Genomic DNA, 18,100 nt, shown 5'->3' on the forward strand with positions numbered 1-18,100 from the left:
GGCGACCCGACTTGCCCCGCGATACGATGTGCCTGAATGAGCGCAATCGCGAAGTATGCCTGCTCCTCCGTCACCCTCCGCACCCAAGTAAGAGTGCCTGCACTCGCAGTCAGCGTTAAAGTCCGCCACGTTCAACGACAAAGTCCGAAAGAAAAAACCGACAAACTGAACGTTTAATACCAACACCAGCTACAAGTTGAAGTTGTAGGAAGCTTCTGATTATTCAATCACCCACCACTGTAACATTGAACAGAACCGCACTTGAATGCATCATCATGCAAACAAAACCGGATTTAACACATGGAGAAAATCAAAATGGATGAAGAATCATGTGACATTCATGATGTAGCCAAATCCGCCAGTGACTTAATATCATTCAGTTGCACGCTCGGGGCCATGCACTTTAATGACGGCATGATCCAGCTCCAGTTCAATTCCCTTGTCGCCTCTTACGCAGATGACATTGTCAGGGCAGTTGAAGACGGTGTAATAAGTGCATGGCAAGGAATACAGGAAATAACACAGGAATACTTCGAACTGTCTGAAAAGCGTCTTTTTATGCCCAGAATGCGGTAGGCATTCTGGGGGGCGCCTTGCAGATTGAAGCGGGAGCTGCCATGACCGCGACCGCAGCCGGCGCGCCAATCGGCGGCCTGCTAGTCGCACATGGAACAAATAATATATATGAAGGCGTGGGCAATATATATAATGGCCCCGATGCGCCGGGGGTGATTGGCCCAACAAGGCATGCTTATCGACATGTCTTCAGCGACACTTCTGACGGGGATATGGCGTACTACTCAGCAGACTTGTTTTTATCGGTTCTAGGCATGACAAAAAAAGTACGCACACCCGAGTCATTTGAAATATTTTTAAAAGATCCAATTAACTACAAAAGATCTTATCAGCAAGCTGGCAAAATAACCCTAGCTTTCGAGGCACTGATCGATTACTACTCCATAAAATCAATGACGCAAGTAGAATCGCAAAAATAATATACAACGCAAAATTCCGATCAAATTACGCCGCGCAGCCTTTTTCTATAAAAAATAAACCCCAACACAACAATTACTATATATGTTACCGCATAAAGAACTTGTAGCTGCCTACCTTCAAAATCATACACGACCCTTATTGGCCATGTAATCAGCCCCGTGTATAAAATAGAAGGACCGAAAACGACACAAATTAAAGCAATATAATAGCGGACATTTTCTAAATTCATGAACATAAACCATTAAGCACACGCACCTGGGCTGCTAAGCAACGACAGACGCAGGGTAGACATGCACCTGGGCAGGCGCAACAGAGCAGCGGCGCCGGGAGTATGATTCAGAATGGTCTGACAGAAAACAGCTACAACCTGATCAGCCCCCCCCCTGTACCTTAAGGAAAATCCCCTCGCTGCCGATAACCGAGGACTCGAGCGCTGCGGCCTCTCCCTTCAAGAAAGCAGGTACCCCATGAAAGTCTGCATCACCCACCGAGAGATTTTCTATCACGTTCTTAACGCCGTCTTTCAGGCGTGCGACAAGCAGCCAGTGATCGCCGAACTCGGCGTTCTGCGGGGAGAAAACGCGCTCAAGCTGTACAACGCGCTAACGCCGGAAAAGATGGTGCTGATCGACAGCTGGAGCCCAGTGGCAAACGACCAGTACAGCCCGTTCGATCCGTTGCCGGCATGGGTTGAGCCGATCGACACCTATGCTTACTACTACGGCGGCTCGATGTACGATCCAGCGACCTGGGATCGCCTCTACCATGAATGCCTGAGCAGGTTTGTCGACAAGGATAATGTCACCACGATCCGCGCCGACACCATCAGCGCCATTGAACAGATCAAGCCGAAAACCGGCATCGACAAGTTCGACCTGGTCTACATCGATGCCAACCACCAGTACGAATACATCCTGCGTGACTTGATGTACTACCAGGACCTGGTAGCCGACGACGGTTTCATCCTGCTCAACGACTGCTGCCACAGCCTGAACGGCACCAAGCAGAACCTTGGCGTGCTCGAAGCATTGAGCAGCTTCCTCAAGCGCAGCGACTTCATTCCGCTCGCCATGACCAACACCGATTGGTCCGATGTCATCCTGGTGCGCAAGAACTCGGTCATGGTGCAGCTCGTCGATATGGCGCTGACCAACTCCGACATCCCGTTCGTGGAAATTCCGTACCAGCTGATTTCTGCCGCGAAAGTGATCAGCGGGCAGCAGCGCGCGAACATCAGTTTTTCCTGAGCCCCAGTTGCGCTGACAAAACGAGAATCCGGTGCCAGTCCTCTGGCATCGGATTCTTCAGGCCAAGCCTGTAAAAACCAGACTCACTCTTCCCCGCCCTCACCCTCCCCACCCCACTATCCTTGCAAAGCCGCAGGACGCGGTCCCGTATTGATCATGGAGTGTTCATGTCCCTCGCCCTTGTCCACAGCCGCGCCCAGGTCGGTGTATCAGCCCCGGCGGTCAGTGTCGAAGCCCATCTGGCCAACGGCCTGCCGGCGCTAACCCTGGTCGGTTTGCCTGAAGCGACCGTCAAGGAGAGCAAAGACCGCGTGCGCAGCGCGATCCTCAATTCCGGCCTGGAGTTCCCCGCCCGGCGCATCACCCTCAACCTCGCCCCGGCAGACTTGCCCAAAGATGGCGGACGCTTCGATCTGGCGATTGCCTTGGGGATTCTTGCCGCCAATGGCCAGTTCCCGGTCACTGCCCTGGGCGAACTGGAATGCCTGGGAGAACTGGCACTGTCCGGCGCCATACGCCCGGTACAAGGTGTGCTACCGGCAGCCCTGGCAGCCAGAGCGGCCGGCCGGGCCCTGGTAGTCCCTCAAGAGAATGCCGAGGAAGCCTGCCTGGCATCAGGTCTGGTGGTCTTTGCGGTCGGGCATCTGCTGGAGCTGGTAGCCCACCTCAACGGGCAGACACCACTCAACCCCTACGCCGCCAATGGTTTGCTTTTGCAGGTCCGTCCGTATCCCGATCTGAATGAAGTCCAGGGCCAGCAAGCGGCCAAGCGCGCGCTGCTGGTCGCCGCCGCCGGGGCGCACAATCTGCTGTTCAGCGGCCCACCGGGCACCGGCAAAACCCTGCTCGCCAGCCGTCTACCCGGCCTCTTGCCGCCGCTGGATGAACGCGAGGCCCTGGAGGTGGCGGCGATTCAATCGGTAGCCAGCCATGTGCCGCTGAGCAGCTGGCCGCAGCGACCGTTCAGGCATCCTCATCACTCGGCGTCCGGGGCTGCCTTGGTAGGTGGCGGCAGCCGCCCGCAGCCCGGCGAGATCACCCTCGCCCATCACGGTGTACTGTTTCTCGATGAATTGCCGGAATTTGAACGGCGGGTACTGGAAGTGCTGCGCGAGCCATTGGAGTCCGGTGAAATCGTCATCGCCCGGGCCAAGGACAAGATCCGCTTTCCGGCACGCTTCCAGCTGGTCGCAGCGATGAACCCCTGCCCCTGTGGATATCTCGGCGACCCCAGCGGACGCTGCCGTTGTGGCAGCGATCAGATCCAGCGCTACCGCAACAAGCTCTCCGGCCCCTTGCTCGACCGCATCGACCTGCACCTGACCGTTGCCCGCGAGGCCACGGCCCTGTCCCCGGTTGCCGGCAATGGCGAAAGCAGCGCCAGCATCGCGGCGCACGTCGCCAGCGCCCGGGAGCTTCAGCAACAGCGTCAGGGCTGCGCCAATGCTTTTCTCGACCTGCCGGGCCTGCGCCAGCACTGCACGTTATCCACAGCCGACCAGCACTGGCTGGAAAGCGCCTGTGAACGCCTCAGCCTGTCCCTGCGTGCGGCACATCGTTTGTTGAAGGTGGCCCGTACCCTGGCGGATCTTGAGCAAGCCAGGGACATTGACCGCCCCCATCTTGCCGAAGCATTGCAGTACCGGCCGACAACTACAGCATGAGCAATTATTTCAACATTGAAATATACAGTCCCCGGTATTTTATTAATGCACTCACACAATAGCAAGCGCCCTTCATCGACTTGCTTCGCTGATAACGACCATTATAATAGTAAGGAATTTCACAACGCGCGTAATGCTTGATGATCTACAATTTTCGACTTAAGAACAGCGACCTTGTGGAGTTTAATTCCGAGCACTGCAAGATTATTATCAGCAAAAACCAAGGTGCGCCAGAGGAATTAACACTGGCGCGCGCAGAGTCGCGAATTCTCGAACTTCTGCTGATGGAACCCGGCGCGATCTGTTCGCGTGAAGCGATTCTCGAGTTCGCCTGGGACGACCGCGTCGTCTCGGCAGGCAGCCTCAACCAATCCATTTTCATGCTCAGAAACGTCCTCGGCGACGGCAAGGATCACGAAATAGTGATCACCGTGCCACGGCGCGGCTATCGCTTCAACAGCGACCATATGGTCGACCATTCCGAGGCTGTTGAGGCGCCTGCAGAGGAGCCTCAACAGGCCAATACGATTGCGCCCGCCACCTCGCCTGACAGCAGGCAAGGCATTGGCACGGCGGTGATTCTCGGCTACCTGGCGGCGACGGTATTTGCTGTCTTGTCCATTTGGCGTCTGGTTGCCTGGTATGAGCCGACCCGAGAATTGCATGTTGCAGTTATCAAGCAAGGTGAACTTTCAATTTCAGCAGTCGGCAAGAACGAGCAAGAAGTAAATACGTTCAAAACTGAACTATCCGCTTTAAACTTGCCCACAGAGAACATTAAAGGCCAGGTCTTTATCAGCCGTAAAGGATCACGCATGAACATGTCCTGCATCCGCACAACAGGACGCACTTACAATCTTGAGTTCCAGCTCCAGAATGAGCAACTCATCACTATGTTAAAAAAATGCGTGGGCGAATAATGAAAAACAATCGAGTTGCTTGGCGCCACTGGTTGGTTATCGCCGCTATTTTTCTGGCAGGCTTGGTGATGCTATTGATTACACTGCCGCGCCCCTACATTAATAGTCAGCCTTATCGTACAGAGGGCCGAAACTTCATAGAACACGAAGTCATGGAGTCCAAGGAAGCGTTGACTATCAGTGAACCCAGCGCGGTCATCAGTGTACTTGAACGCCTGGGCGATAAAGAGCGGCATGTTGCCGTCGGCGCCTCGCTCGTTGATACCTCGCGCTGGCGAGTAAAGATAAAGGTTGAAGATATCCAGGCCAGTAGCCAGACAGAACTGTTCGACGTCAGCCGTCATTCCGATCTGTTGTTTGCCCGCCAGTACTTCAGGCTCGGCTCCATCCTCAGCCTGGTCATCATCCCTACCGACAGCGATGCGCTGTGCTACTACTTCCTTGAGCTTGACCGGATGCGCTGCATGGACAACTGACGCCAGGCCGCGGCGCACGGCGTGTGAACCGGCGCGAAGGCCATAAATAACAATTTTTGATTCCTGTTTTCCTCACTCGCGACCCTAGAGTGGGGATAGCTCTGTCACCTCAACGTGACGTCAACAGGAATTCCCATGCACGTTAAAACCCTTTCGCTGCTGTTGCTCTCGATGAGCCTGTTTGGTTGTTCGATGGCGCCAAGCATCGACACTGCGATCACCCCGGAACAACAAAAAACCAACGCACCTCTGCACGTTATCGAACACGATGACGGCACTCTTGCGTGGAAGAAATCTGATGCGCCTTTGTCGAAAAACCATGACAAAGCAATTTTCCTCAACCTGCCGAGAAGTATTTCTTTCGACAGTACTGATCCGCGCCTTGCCAAGTTTAATGGCGATGCAGACAAACTGCGCCAACACTTCCGAACCCAGTTGGTAAAACAACTCACCGCTGGCGGTTATCGCCTGGTCGACAAACCCACCAAGGGTGCGCTGTCACTACAAGTATCGGTTGCCGATATTGAACGCAAACCGCGTGATCCTAATGTCACCGAATACATTCCCATCGGCATGCTGGTCGGCCTTTCCCTACACGCCACCGGTGTACGCGATGAAACCCTTTATCTGTTCTTCCAGAGCGAAGTCAGCGACAGCCTGAGCGGTGAAACCCTGGCCCGCGCCGTAGACCGGGCCAGTGGCCGGAACATTGGCCAGGACAAGGCACCTGTGATCGAGGACATCTACCCGGCCATGGATTCCGCCGCGCAGATGATCCGTGAACGCCTGGACAGAGAGTTCCTGCCCAAGAAACCGGCTTGATCGGCCCTTTCTCCCATTAACCAAACTCCATTGGACGAACGATGAACTTCGCAAAACAGCTTGCAGCCGCCCTCCTTGTACTCAGCTCTGTGAACGCCGTGGCAGATGACCGTGGCCTCTATCTGGGCGGCGGCCTGACCAAGGTGGAAACCGACGAGCACCAGCTCAGTGACGACGACAACGCCTACAAGGCCTTTGTCGGCTACCGGCTGAATCCGTATCTGGCAGTGGAAGGCGCCTGGGTAGACCTGGGCAACTTCAGCGGCAAGGACGGCGACTTCGAAGGCCACTCGCTACAGGCCGCCGCCCACTTCGGTATCCCGGTCGGTAAGCGCGTGCGCCTGTTCGCCAGCGCCGGCGTGCATGCCTGGGACGCTGACAACGATATCGCCGGCGACAGCAGCGACCTGGACATGACCTACGGCCTCGGTGTCGAAGTGGACGTGTTCCGTAACATCGGCGTGCGCCTGGAACAGGAAGTGCTGAAGGTTGGCAATATCGACCTGGACCAGACCAGCGCCAGCGCCTACGTGATGTTCTGAGCCCACGCGCCAGTAGTAATTGCCGCCAACCTGCTCTTTACTAGCAACATCCCCGCGTCGTGAGACAGGTATGTTCGCTTTTGCCCAGAGTTACCCCCTGCTGATCGGCATCACCTTGATCGCACTTGATCTTCTGCTCTGGCAGGTGATCCCGGTCAGCCGGCGCCCCTTGCGCATCGGTCTGCGGCTGGGGGTGTTCCTGCTGTTCACCTGGGTGCTGATCAGCGCCGGGGTCAGCCCCCTGCAAGCCGCGCCCTGGGTCGAGGATGTACCGCGCAATTTGCTCGCGACAGTGCTGGGGATCGGTTGGTGGCTGTTCGCGGCGCGCACCGTTACGGTGGTGATCGGGGTCATTCTGGGCTCACGCAGCGGCCATACCGGGCGACTGTTGCAGGATGTACTGGGTGCCGTGATCTTCCTGGTCGCGGTTGTTGCCGCCGCCGCGTATGTACTGCAGCTGCCAGTCAAAGGCCTGCTGGCGACGTCCGGGGTGATGGCAATCGTTATCGGTCTGGCGCTGCAGAGCACACTCAGCGATGTGTTCTCCGGCATCGTTCTCAACACTACCCGCCCCTATCAGGTCGGTGACTCGATCAGCATCGACGGCACCGAAGGCAAAGTAATCGACATCGACTGGCGCGCCACCCGCCTGCTCACAAGCAACGGCAGCATGGCGGTGATCCCCAACTCGGTCGCAGCCAAAGCCAAGCTGCTCAATTTCAGCCAGCCCAACGATGTACACGGTGTCTCCATCAGCGTCGTGGTACCTGCCAAGGTGCGCCCGCGGCGAGTGCTTGATGCCCTGGAAAAAACCCTGCAGGGCACGCGCACGCTGCTCGCCACACCGCCGCCCAAAGCGACGATCAAGAACTCGACCCTGGAGTCGGTGGAGTACGAAGCGAGTGGTTTCGTCAGCGCCATGAGCCAGAAAGTCGAAGTGCGCAACCATATGTTCGACCTCGCCCACCGCCACCTTGAAGCGGCAGGTGTGGTCTGGAACAGCGACACCTTGACGCCGCAAACCTGGAATCGGCAACGTGCATTGCTTGAGGATGTGCGGATCTTCCGCTCACTGAGCAGCGAGGAAAAAGACAGTCTCAGCCAGCGTATGACTGCGGTGGAATACCTGGCCGATCAGGTGATCCTCGGGGTTGGCGATAGCTCGGATTACCTGTTGGTGATCGGCACAGGCGTGGTGTCTGCGGGCATCCGCGATGGCGACAAGCTGATCGAGGCCGGACGCATGGGGCCAGGTGAGGTGCTGGGCCTGGAAGGCTTGCTGGAGACGGACGATTCCACCGCCGAATTCCGCACCCTGACCAGCTGCATCCTCTACCGTATCGACAAGGCTGAAGTGCGCAGTTGCCTGGAGCAACGCGGTGAGGTCAAGACGGCGTTGATCAAGCTGCAACGCATTCGCCAGCAAACCCGCCAGTCGCTGTTGGAGCAGAAACCGGCAGCCATCAAGAAAGGCGGCTTTCTCAGCTGGCTGCACAAGTAGCGGTTACAGCACCACGCGCAAGCACTGCCCGGCGTGATACAGCGAGAACCCGGTTTCGTAGAAGCCGGTGCGCAGCGCCGGGGCCGATACCGGTTTCATCGGCGAGAACGGAATCGGCAAGGCATCCGGGTTGTCCTGCAGCAGGAACCGGGCGAAGGCTTTACCGATCACCGTGCCGGTGGTGTTGCCTCGGCCATTGTAGCCAGTCACCGCAACCAGGCCCGGGGCCGGTTCGAACAGGCGCATCAGGTGGTCAGGGGTGAAGTCGATGCAGCCGGTCCAGTGCATTTGCCACTCGACCTTGCCCAACTGCGGGAAGTAGTGATTCTGGATACGGTCGGCCCAGCTGCGGATGAACCAGCTCGGCTTGTTGTCGACCCGTCCCAGGCTACCGAGCAGCAGGCGGCCTTCATCGTCGCGACGAATGCTGCTCAGCACCGTGCGGGTATCCCAGGAACCCTGGCCGTGCTTGAGCACGTTATCGGCGGCTTCGCCTTGCAGCGGCACAGAGGCGACCTGGTAGTAGTAACCACGGAAGAAGTGCTTCTGCAGGGTCGTCCAGTCGCCTTCGGTGTAGGCGCCGGTCGAGATCACCACCTTGTCGGCACTGACCGAGCCCTGGCCGGTCTTAACCCGCCAGCCACGACCTTCGCGCTCCAGCCCCTCGACTGCCGACTGCTGAAATATCTGCCCGCCCAGACGGGTGACAGCCGCAGCCAGGCCTTGGGTGTAAGCCATGGGGTTGATGGTGCCGGCGCGGCGATCGAGCAGCGCGGCGGAAATCTTGTCGGTACCGCAGTACTCCTCGCAGCGTGCACCGGTGAGCAGCTCGACGTCGGCACCGCGACGGCTCCACTGCTGATGACGCGCTTCGAGGTCGGCAACGCCGCTGGCGTTATGCGCCATGTGCAGGGTGCCGCTGTTGTGTGCCTGGCAATCGATGCCCAGGCGTTTGATGGTGGCGAAGACTTCAGCAGGCGCTTCACCCAGCACCTTGTTCAGGCGGCTGCCTTGCTCATGGCCAAGGGTGGCTTCGACATCGTCGGGACGAATCCAGGTACCGGCGTTGACCAGACCGACGTTGCGCCCGGAGCCGCCGTGGCCGATTTTCCAGGCCTCCAGCAGAACAACCGACTTGCCCGCCTCCAGCAGGTGCAGCGCGGCGCTAAGGCCGGTGATACCACCGCCAATGACGCAGACGTCGGCCTTGAGTTCGCTGGCCAGTTTATCGACCGGCGTCGCGAGCCTGGTTACGTGTTCCCACAGACATTGTTGGCGCAGCTCTGGCATGGCCGGCTTCCTTGATTGTTCTTGTTCGGTGGTGAAGCGATCGCGGGGCAAGCCCGCTCCCACAGGTTCGGATGATCCCCCTGTGGGAGCGGGCTTGCCCCGCGATTACCGTGTTCAGTCGAACACAATCCCCTGAGCCAACGGCAGCTCACGCGAATAGTTCACCGTGTTGGTCTGCCGACGCATGTAGGCTTTCCACGAATCGGAGCCCGACTCACGGCCGCCACCGGTTTCTTTCTCGCCACCAAAGGCACCGCCAATTTCTGCACCGCTGGTACCGATGTTGACGTTGGCGATACCACAGTCGCTGCCCGCCGCACTCTGGAAGCGCTCAGCTTCACGCAGGTCAGTGGTGAAGATGCACGAGGACAGGCCTTGTGGCACTTCGTTGTTCAGGCGCAGGGCCTCGTCGAAGTCGTCATAGGCCAGCACGTAAAGGATCGGCGCGAAGGTCTCGTGACGCACTACGGCGCTTTGCGCCGGCATCTCGGCAATGGCTGGCGACACGTAGTAAGCGTTCGGATATTGCTCCTGCAACTGGCGCTCGCCACCGAACACCTGGCCGCCTTCGTCGCGGGCACGGGCCAGGGCGTCCTGCATGGCGCTGAAGGCCTGTTTGTCGATCAGCGGACCGACCAGGTTGTCTTTGCGTGGATCGCCGATACGCACCTTGGCGTAAGCGGCTTTGACCCGCGCCACCACTTCGTCCTTGATCGAACGATGGACGATCAGGCGGCGCAGGGTGGTGCAACGCTGGCCGGCAGTACCGACGGCGCTGAACAGGATGCCGCGCACGGCCAGGTCCAGATCGGCGCTCGGCGCCAGGATCATGGCATTGTTGCCACCCAGTTCGAGGATGCTGCGACCAAAGCGTGCGGCAACCCGCGGACCGACTTCACGGCCCATGCGGGTGCTACCGGTGGCACTGACCAGCGGCACGCGCGGGTCATCGACCAGCGCTTCACCAGCTTCACGATCACCGATGATCAGCTGGCTCAGGCCTTCTGGTGCATCACCAAAGGCTTTCAGGGCTTTCTCGAACAGCGCCTGGCAGGCCAGCGCGGTGAGCGGAGTCTTCTCCGAAGGTTTCCAGACCACAGCGTTGCCGCAGACCAGCGCCAGCGAGGTGTTCCAGGCCCAGACCGCAACCGGGAAGTTGAAGGCGCTGATGACCCCGACCACACCCAGCGGGTGCCAGGTTTCACGCATGTGGTGGCCAGGACGCTCGGAGGCGATGGTCAGACCGTACAGCTGACGCGACAGGCCAACGGCGAAGTCGCAGATGTCGATCATTTCCTGCACTTCACCCAGGCCTTCCTGGGTGATCTTGCCGGCTTCGACGGAAACCAGTTCGCCCAGCGCCGCCTTGTTTTCCCGCAGGACTTCGCCAAACAGGCGAATCAACTCACCGCGACGCGGCGCCGGCACGTTGCGCCAGGCCTGGAAGGCCTGCTCGGCCTTGTCGATCTTGGCCACGACCTGGGCTTTGCTTTCCAGGTGCACCGAGGCAATCGCGCTGCCATCGATAGGGGTGTGAACGGGATGGTTGCCGTGGGTGTAGGCACTGGCCGGGACACCGAGGCGGTCAAGCAGTCCATCAACCATTTTCTTCTCCTGCATGCGATGAGTGGTTGAATTAGTGATCGGGATCAGTATTAATCCGATCACTCTGGCGCAACAAACGACCTTTATTCTGCATATCATTCCGCCAGGTAATGATCTACCCGCTACTGAGGCCGCTATGTCCAAACGTCTGGTGCCATCGATGGCCGCCCTGCAGTGTTTCGAGGCTGCTGCCCGGCACCTGAGCTTCACCCGCGCCGCCGAAGAACTGCACCTGACCCAGAGCGCGGTGAGCAAACAGGTCGCGCAGCTTGAGGAGATGCTCCGCCATCACCTGTTCCTGCGCATCCGCCGCCGCCTGCAGCTGACACCCGCCGGCGCGCTTTACCTGGCTGAGGTCAACAAGATCCTCACCCAGGTCGACATGTCCAGCCGCTACATCCTCTCTTATGGCGAGCAAACCGAAGTATTGAAGGTAGCCACTCAACCGAGCTTTGGTGTGCGCTGGTTGATTCCGCACCTTAAAGGCTTCGGTAAGCGCCACCCCAACATCCACCTGGATATCCGCAATGAGATGGAGCCTTTCGCCTTGCTGCAGGGCAAGGCCGACGTGGTGTTCTTCTACGGCCAGGGCACCTGGCCCGGTGCGACCTGTATAGAACTGTTCGGTGAAGAGGTGGTGCCGGTCTGCGCAGCGGAATTGTTGCAGGGCCGAACCTTGAACGACGCCAGCGAACTGGCCGAGCTGGTGCTGCTGCAAAGCACTTCGCGCCCGGAAGCCTGGCATGAGTGGTTCCTCGAACAAGGCCTGCATTCGGCCCACAGCTACCACGGGCCGCGCTTCGACACCTTCTATATGAGCCTCAGTGCCGCGCAGTCCGGTTGTGGCGTGGCCCTGGTGCCACGTTACCTGGTGGCGCAGGAGCTGGCCGAAGGCAAACTGATCGTGCCCTGGCAACACAGCATGCGCAGCAATGGCGCGCATTTTCTGGCGTTTGCCGAGCATGCAGCAGAAGTGCCCAAGGTACGAGCGCTGGTCGACTGGATCGCTGCCGAGCTGGCGTCAGAAGATCAAGAATCCACGGAATGACAGATCGACTTTTTTTCGCTTGCGGGAGTACTGCATTCCTCGCTTTCATGTAGGGGTGCCCACCTCACCAGGAAGCTTTCGATGCCCGCTCAAGATTTCGTCAGCCCGGACAGCATTCGCGCGCAGTTCTCCGCCGCCATGTCGCTCATGTACAAACAGGAAGTGCCGCTGTACGGCACCCTGCTGTCGCTGGTGAGCGAAATCAACCAGCAGGTCATGGCCGAGCAGCCAGAGGTGGCCCAGGCCCTGCGCTGGACCGGCGAAATCGAACGCCTGGACCAGGAGCGTCATGGCGCCATCCGTGTCGGTACTGCCGAAGAGCTGGCGACCATCGCCCGCCTGTTTGCGGTGATGGGCATGCAACCGGTGGGTTATTACGACCTCAGCTCGGCCGGCGTACCGGTGCATTCCACCGCTTTTCGCGCCGTTCACGAACAATCGCTGCATATCAGCCCGTTCCGGGTTTTCACTTCGCTGTTGCGCCTGGAGCTGATCGACAACCCGGCTTTGCGCGAGCTAGCCCGGCAGATCCTCGCCAAGCGGCAGATCTTCACTCCGCGCGCTCTGGAGCTGACCCAGCAGTTCGAGCGTGATGGCGGCCTGAATGCTGATGATGCCCGCACTTTTGTTGACGAAGCCCTGCACACCTTCCGTTGGCACCACGATGCCACGGTGACTGCCGAGCAGTATCAACAGCTGCATGATCAACACCGTCTGATCGCCGATGTGGTGGCCTTCAAAGGCCCGCACATCAACCATCTGACGCCGCGCACCCTGGACATCGATGCGATCCAGCTGGGCATGCCGGCCAAAGGCATTCCACCCAAGGCGGTGATCGAAGGCCCGCCACCACGGCGCTGCCCGATCCTGCTGCGTCAAACCAGCTTCAAAGCCCTGCAGGAAAAGGTCGCGTTCAGTGATCAGCAAGGTGCTGCGGGCGGCAGTCACACCGCACGCTTTGGCGAGATCGAGCAGCGTGGTGCGGCGCTGACGCCCAAAGGGCGCCAGCTGTATGACCAACTGCTCGACGCCGCCCGCGATGCATTGGGCGGCGTACCGGCAGAAGCCAACGCCGAGCGCTACATGCAGTTGCTCAAAGACAGCTTCCAGGCGTTCCCGGATGACCTCGCGCAGATGCGTGAGCAGGGCCTGGCGTACTTCCGTTATTTCCCCACCGAGCGCGGCCTGGCTGCACGGGGCGACGCGGGGCGTCCGACGTCACTGGACGGCCTTATCGATGCCGGCCACGTGCATTTCGAAGCGTTGGTGTATGAGGACTTTTTGCCGGTCAGTGCTGCGGGGATCTTCCAGTCCAACCTGGGGGATGAGGCGCAGAGCGAGTACGGCAGCAATGCCAACCGCGATGCCTTTGAACAGGCGCTGGGCAAGCCGGTGCAGGATGAGCTCGCGCTGTATGCGCAGAGTCAGCAGCGGTCGTTGCAGGCCTGTGCCAAGGCGCTGGATTTGCCGGGGCTGTAAGGGCCTCTTCGCGGGGCAAGCCCGCTCCCACCGAGGTTGCAATGATCCCGGTGGGAGCGGGCTTGCCCCGCGATAGCTACCTGAGGACCTCCACCTTCGGCAGGTCCATCGCATCGGCCTCGCCCTGCAGAAAATCACTCAAGCGACGCAACCGTTCACCCCCCGGGCGGGTTTTCGGCCACACCAGGTAATAGTCCAGGCCACTGGCCACCGCTGTCGGCCAGGGCAGGCTCAAACGCCCCTGGGCCACATCCTCGGCCACCATCAGCAAATCGCCCATGGACACCCCGTAACCCCGCGCGGCAGCGATCATCCCAAGCTCCAGGGTATCGAACACCTGACCGCCCTTGAGCGAGACCTTGTCCGTCAACCCCATGCGCGCCAGCCAACTGCGCCAGTCACGCTTGTCAGGTGTCGGGTGCAGCAGCTCGATAGCGGCCAGGCGCCTGGCGTCCCAAGGCCCTTCAGTCAGCAGCTCGGGGGCCCCCACCGGAATCAGCAGCTCGGAAAACAGCCGCACCACTTCCCAGTCCGGCGGAAAGTGCCCATCGCCAAGCAATACCGCACAATCAAAGGGCTCATGGTTGAAATCGACATGATCGACATCCATCCAGGCGCTGGTCAGTTGCACCTCATTGCCCGGCTGTAGATGACGAAAGCGACTGAGGCGCGCCAGCAACCAGCGCATGGTCAGCGTCGAGGGCGCTTTCATGCGCAGGATGTCGTCCTCGCTGCGCAGCGTATTACAGGCACGCTCCAGTGCCGCGAAGCCTTCACGTACGCCTGGCAGCAACAGCCGCGCCGCTTCGCTCAGTTGCAGGCTGCGGCCATTGCGCACGAACAAACGGCAGGCGAAATGCTCTTCCAGCGTGCGGATATGACGGCTGACTGCGCTTTGGGTGATCGATAACTCATCCCCGGCGCGGGTGAAGGAGCTGTGCCGGGCAGCCGCCTCAAAGGCCCGCAAGGCATACAACGGCGGTAAACGACGGGGCATGGACGAATCCTCCGCATGAGCCCTGGGTAATCCACAGGATCATACTTGCATGAGTTTTAATCATGCCACTGATCGTTTTTATCCTTTTGCGAATAACCGTATAAAGGATGAGAATTTCCCGCTTTCCCACAGCAATGCTAGAAAAGGACGATTCAATGCAGGCCGCACCCACTCATGAACTCAAGGCCCTGTTGCGCCTGGCCGGTCCTCTGATCGCCTCGCAACTGGCGCACATGCTGATGGTGCTGACCGACACCCTGATGATGGCCCGCATCAGCCCGCAGGCCCTGGCTGGCGGTGGTCTGGGCGCGGCGAGCTATTCGTTCGTGTCGATTTTCTGTCTGGGTGTTATCGCGGCCGTCGGTACCCTGGTGGCGATTCGCAAGGGTGCCGGTGACACCGTCGGTGCCACCCGCCTGACCCAGGCCGGGTTGTGGCTGGCCTGGGCCATGGCCCTGGTGGCGACGCTGGCGCTGTGGAACCTGGAGCCGGTGCTGTTGCTGCTCGGCCAAAGCCCTGACAACGTCGAAGCGGCCGCCCAGTTCCTGCTGTTGCTGCCCTTCGCCTTGCCCGGCTACCTGAGCTTCATGGCCCTGCGCGGCTTTACCAGCGCCATCGGCCGCTCAACACCGGTGATGGTCATCAGCCTGGTCGGCACCGTGGCCAACTTCCTGCTCAACTATGCGCTGATCGAGGGCATGTTCGGCCTGCCGAAACTGGGACTGGTGGGTATCGGTCTGGTCACCGCCATCGTGGCCAACTGCATGGCCGTGGCCATGGCCCTGTATATCCGCTGGCACCCGGCTTATGCGCCCTACCCGATTGCCAAGGGCCTGAGCCGTCCGTCCTGGCCAGCCTTGCGCGAACTGTGGCGCCTGGGTCTGCCGATCGGCGGCACCTACACCGTCGAAGTCGGCCTGTTCGCCTTCGCCGCGCTGTGCATGGGTGTGCTCGGTAGCACCGAGCTTGCGGCGCACCAGATCGCCCTGCAGATCGTCTCCACGGCGTTCATGATTCCGGCGGGCCTGTCGTATGCCGTGACCATGCGTGTGGGGCTGTATTACGGTGCCGGCAACCTGCTTGGCGCACGGCACGCCGGCCGCGTCGGGATCGGTTTTGGCGCGGCGATGATGCTGATGTTCGCCATCCTGTTCTGGCTGCTGCCGGACCCGCTGGTAGGGCTGTTCCTCGACCACGATGACCCGGCCTTTGCCGACATCATCCAGTTGGCGGTGAGCCTGTTGATGGTCGCGGCGTGGTTCGAGCTGTTTGACGGCGTGCAGACCATCGCCATGGGCTCGATTCGCGGGCTCAAGGATGCCAAGACCACTTTCCTGGTCGGGCTGTTCTGCTACTGGGTGATCGGCGCCCCGGCGGCCTGGCTGCTGGCCTTCACCTTGGGCATGGGCGCAGTTGGCGTCTGGTGGGGTCTGGCACTGGGCCTGGCGTGTGCGGCGGTGACCCTGACGCTGGCGTTCGAGTGGCGGATGAAGCGCTTGCTGGGTAACTCAGGTGGTGTGAACAAGGCCACTATTTCGGTGATTTGAAGGACTTTTCGCGGGGCAAGCCCGCTCCCACAGGGCAGCTTATCTCTGTGGGAGCGGGCTTGCCCCGCGATGACTTTCTACAAAGCCACCGACCGCTGCGCCGACCCGCTCTGCAAAAACACTATCAACTCATCAACCGGCAGCGGCCGACTGATCAGGAAACCCTGTACCTGATCACAGTTGAAGCTGCGCAGCAGGTCCATCTGCTCCGGCGTTTCCACCCCTTCAGCCACCACCTCCAGGTTGAGGTTGTGCGCCAGGTTGATCATGGCGTGGACCAGCTTGCGGTTCTCTTCACGCTTTTCCATGCCACCGACAAAGCTGCGATCGACCTTGAGCAAGGTGATCGGCAGGCTGTTGAGGTGGACGAAGGAGGAAAAACCGGTACCGAAGTCATCGAGAGAAAACCGCACCCCCAGGCGACCCAGGGCGTCCATGGTCTTCTCGACCAGATCGTTGCGGCGCATCACCGCGGTTTCGGTGAGCTCGAACTCCAGCCAGCGGGCATCGACGCCATGCTCGATGATCAAGCGGCTCAAGGTGGCCAGCAGTTGACTGTCCTGAAACTGGCGGAACGACAGGTTCACCGCCATGTGCAGCGGCTCCAGGCCCTGTTCACGCAGTGCCTGCATGTCGCGCAAGGCGCGGGAAATCACCCAGTAGCCCAACGGCACGATCAACCCGCTCTGCTCGGCCAGCGGGACAAACTCGCTGGGCGGCAGCAAACCGCGCTCGGCGTGACGCCAGCGCACCAGTGCCTCCAGGCCGACAATACGTCCGTCGGCCATGTCCAGGCGTGGCTGGTAGTGCAACTCCAGTTCGTCGCGACGCAAGGCGCGGCGTAACTCGCTTTCCAGATCGGCGAGGCTGCGCGCGTTGCGGTTGATGCGTTCGTTGAAGACATGGAAGGTGCAGCCCTGAGTACCCTTGGCCTGTTGCATGGCAATGTGCGCGTGCCACATCAGCGGGTCCGCACCGCCTTGGGCACGGGCATGGGCGACACCCAGGCTGCAGCCGATCAACAGGCTCTCGCCATCGACCCAGTAGGGTTCGGCCAGGGCCTCGGTAATACGTTCAGCCATCCATTCAGCGCGTTGTGGCTCGCGGCGCGTGTCGATCAGCAGAGCGAATTCATCGCTACCCAGACGGGCCACCTGGTCGCCGGCCTCAAGCTGGCTTTTCAGGCGCCCGACCACCTGCAGGATCAACCGGTCACCGGCCTGATGGCCAAGCGCATCGTTGGCCCGGCGAAAGTTATCCAGGTCCAGGTGACCGAGGGCCACCCCACGCCCGTCATTGTCGGCCAGGCGTGCGGCCAGCAGGGTCTGAAAGCCCTGGCGGTTGGCGATACCGGTCAGCGGATCCTGTTCGGCCAGGCGCATCAGGGTGGCCTCCAGCACTCCGCGCTCGCGCACATGGCGCAGGCTGCGGCGCAAGGTATCGGGGCCGAGCTGGTCAAGTACCAGCCAGTCGCTGACACCCGGCGGTGGCACCTGCGGTTCATGCTCAAGCAGCAACACCATCGGCAAGATGCAGCGGCCAGGCGCTGGCTGCAGTTGCGGGGTGGCCAGCACCAGGGCATTGCGGTCATTGGCAAACAGGCTGTCGACTGCGTCCCAGTTCGGTGCGGTCAACAGCACCGCACTGCCCGCCAACGGCGTCAGGCAATCACGCAAGGCGGCGGCCCATTCGGGCTCGTCAGCCAGCAAGAGCAAACGCAAGGGTTCGACAGGCGTAGACAAGCTGGCTCCTTAGGACGTGGACACAGTCAAATGACAATGGGCAGCGAGAGGCTCATCCTAAACCATTAGTGAAAATGATTTTCACTTAACATCGAGCCATTCCATTGCCGACATCCCGCAGGTTTCGCCACGCATCCTGCGGGAAAGTAACAAAAGCGGCAAATTTAGATCGCGTGGTACGTCACACTGTCAGACGGTCGCGGCAGAATCTCTCCACCCCTGCT

Annotated in this window: 16 protein-coding genes; 12 read left to right on the forward strand and 4 right to left on the reverse strand. The window is 59.9% G+C overall.

Annotation, left to right across the window (positions count from 1 at the left end; all coding sequences use genetic code 11):
* Window positions 1–300: 300 nt before the first annotated feature.
* The 9 genes from PSAKL28_RS28360 (at window position 301) to PSAKL28_RS25645 (ending at window position 8,168) form a co-directional block, all read left to right on the forward strand.
* Window positions 301–576 carry a hypothetical protein gene (locus PSAKL28_RS28360; protein ID WP_257011840.1) on the forward strand — a complete coding sequence of 92 codons (276 nt, stop codon included), beginning with the start codon at window positions 301–303 and terminating at the stop codon, window positions 574–576.
* A gap of 41 nt (window positions 577–617) precedes the next feature.
* Window positions 618–995: a DUF4225 domain-containing protein gene (locus PSAKL28_RS28365; RefSeq protein WP_257011841.1), complete on the forward strand. Its 378-nt coding sequence runs from the start codon at window positions 618–620 to the stop codon at window positions 993–995.
* A gap of 468 nt (window positions 996–1,463) precedes the next feature.
* Entirely contained in the window at window positions 1,464–2,243 is a 780-nt protein-coding gene (locus PSAKL28_RS25615) for a class I SAM-dependent methyltransferase (protein WP_038615826.1), read from the forward strand.
* 167 nt (window positions 2,244–2,410) lie between these two features.
* A complete protein-coding gene (locus tag PSAKL28_RS25620) occupies window positions 2,411–3,907 on the forward strand; it encodes a YifB family Mg chelatase-like AAA ATPase (protein WP_038615828.1) in 1,497 nt (498 codons plus the stop codon).
* 140 nt (window positions 3,908–4,047) lie between these two features.
* Complete coding sequence (locus PSAKL28_RS25625) at window positions 4,048–4,827, forward strand: winged helix-turn-helix domain-containing protein (RefSeq protein WP_038615831.1); 780 nt, start codon at window positions 4,048–4,050, stop codon at window positions 4,825–4,827.
* Window positions 4,827–5,303: a hypothetical protein gene (locus tag PSAKL28_RS25630; protein WP_038615834.1), complete on the forward strand. Its 477-nt coding sequence runs from the start codon at window positions 4,827–4,829 to the stop codon at window positions 5,301–5,303. Before PSAKL28_RS25625 ends, PSAKL28_RS25630 begins: the two co-directional genes overlap by 1 nt.
* Before the next feature lie 135 nt (window positions 5,304–5,438).
* Entirely contained in the window at window positions 5,439–6,125 is a 687-nt protein-coding gene (locus tag PSAKL28_RS25635) for a DUF3313 domain-containing protein (RefSeq protein WP_038615836.1), read from the forward strand.
* A 41-nt stretch (window positions 6,126–6,166) separates the two neighbouring features.
* The gene (locus PSAKL28_RS25640) at window positions 6,167–6,667 is read left to right on the forward strand and encodes an outer membrane beta-barrel protein (protein WP_038615839.1); all 501 of its coding nucleotides are present in this window, start codon (window positions 6,167–6,169) and stop codon (window positions 6,665–6,667) included.
* Between the two features lie 70 nt (window positions 6,668–6,737).
* Window positions 6,738–8,168, forward strand: a complete 1,431-nt coding sequence (locus PSAKL28_RS25645; protein WP_038615841.1) for a mechanosensitive ion channel family protein — start codon at window positions 6,738–6,740, stop codon at window positions 8,166–8,168.
* Between the two features lie 3 nt (window positions 8,169–8,171).
* On the opposite strand, the gene amaA is transcribed toward PSAKL28_RS25645, so the two are convergent.
* Both amaA and amaB read right to left on the reverse strand, forming a co-directional pair.
* Entirely contained in the window at window positions 8,172–9,458 is a 1,287-nt protein-coding gene (amaA, locus tag PSAKL28_RS25650) for an L-pipecolate oxidase (protein WP_038615844.1), read from the reverse strand.
* A 114-nt stretch (window positions 9,459–9,572) separates the two neighbouring features.
* On the reverse strand, window positions 9,573–11,063 hold the full coding sequence (amaB, locus tag PSAKL28_RS25655) for an L-piperidine-6-carboxylate dehydrogenase (RefSeq protein WP_038615847.1): 1,491 nt from the start codon (window positions 11,061–11,063) through the stop codon (window positions 9,573–9,575).
* Window positions 11,064–11,199: 136 nt separating this feature from the next.
* On the opposite strand from amaB, the gene PSAKL28_RS25660 reads away from it, so the two are divergent.
* Both PSAKL28_RS25660 and hglS read left to right on the forward strand, forming a co-directional pair.
* Window positions 11,200–12,111, forward strand: coding sequence for a LysR family transcriptional regulator (locus PSAKL28_RS25660; RefSeq protein WP_038615849.1), 912 nt, complete (start codon window positions 11,200–11,202; stop codon window positions 12,109–12,111).
* A gap of 81 nt (window positions 12,112–12,192) precedes the next feature.
* Window positions 12,193–13,590: a 2-oxoadipate dioxygenase/decarboxylase HglS gene (gene hglS / locus PSAKL28_RS25665; protein WP_038615852.1), complete on the forward strand. Its 1,398-nt coding sequence runs from the start codon at window positions 12,193–12,195 to the stop codon at window positions 13,588–13,590.
* A gap of 76 nt (window positions 13,591–13,666) precedes the next feature.
* Here hglS and PSAKL28_RS25670 read toward each other — a convergent pair whose 3' ends face one another.
* Window positions 13,667–14,587 (reverse strand): LysR substrate-binding domain-containing protein, encoded by a 921-nt coding sequence (locus PSAKL28_RS25670; RefSeq protein ID WP_038615854.1) that lies wholly within the window; start codon window positions 14,585–14,587, stop codon window positions 13,667–13,669.
* 155 nt (window positions 14,588–14,742) lie between these two features.
* Here PSAKL28_RS25670 and PSAKL28_RS25675 point away from each other — a divergent pair, with 155 nt between their 5' ends.
* Window positions 14,743–16,134, forward strand: a complete 1,392-nt coding sequence (locus PSAKL28_RS25675) for a NorM family multidrug efflux MATE transporter (protein ID WP_038615857.1) — start codon at window positions 14,743–14,745, stop codon at window positions 16,132–16,134.
* Between the two features lie 77 nt (window positions 16,135–16,211).
* Here PSAKL28_RS25675 and PSAKL28_RS25680 read toward each other — a convergent pair whose 3' ends face one another.
* Window positions 16,212–17,876: a putative bifunctional diguanylate cyclase/phosphodiesterase gene (locus PSAKL28_RS25680; RefSeq protein ID WP_038615859.1), complete on the reverse strand. Its 1,665-nt coding sequence runs from the start codon at window positions 17,874–17,876 to the stop codon at window positions 16,212–16,214.
* Window positions 17,877–18,100 lie beyond the last annotated feature (224 nt).

It is taken from the genome of Pseudomonas alkylphenolica (genome assembly GCF_000746525.1).
Taxonomy (GTDB): domain Bacteria; phylum Pseudomonadota; class Gammaproteobacteria; order Pseudomonadales; family Pseudomonadaceae; genus Aquipseudomonas; species Aquipseudomonas alkylphenolica.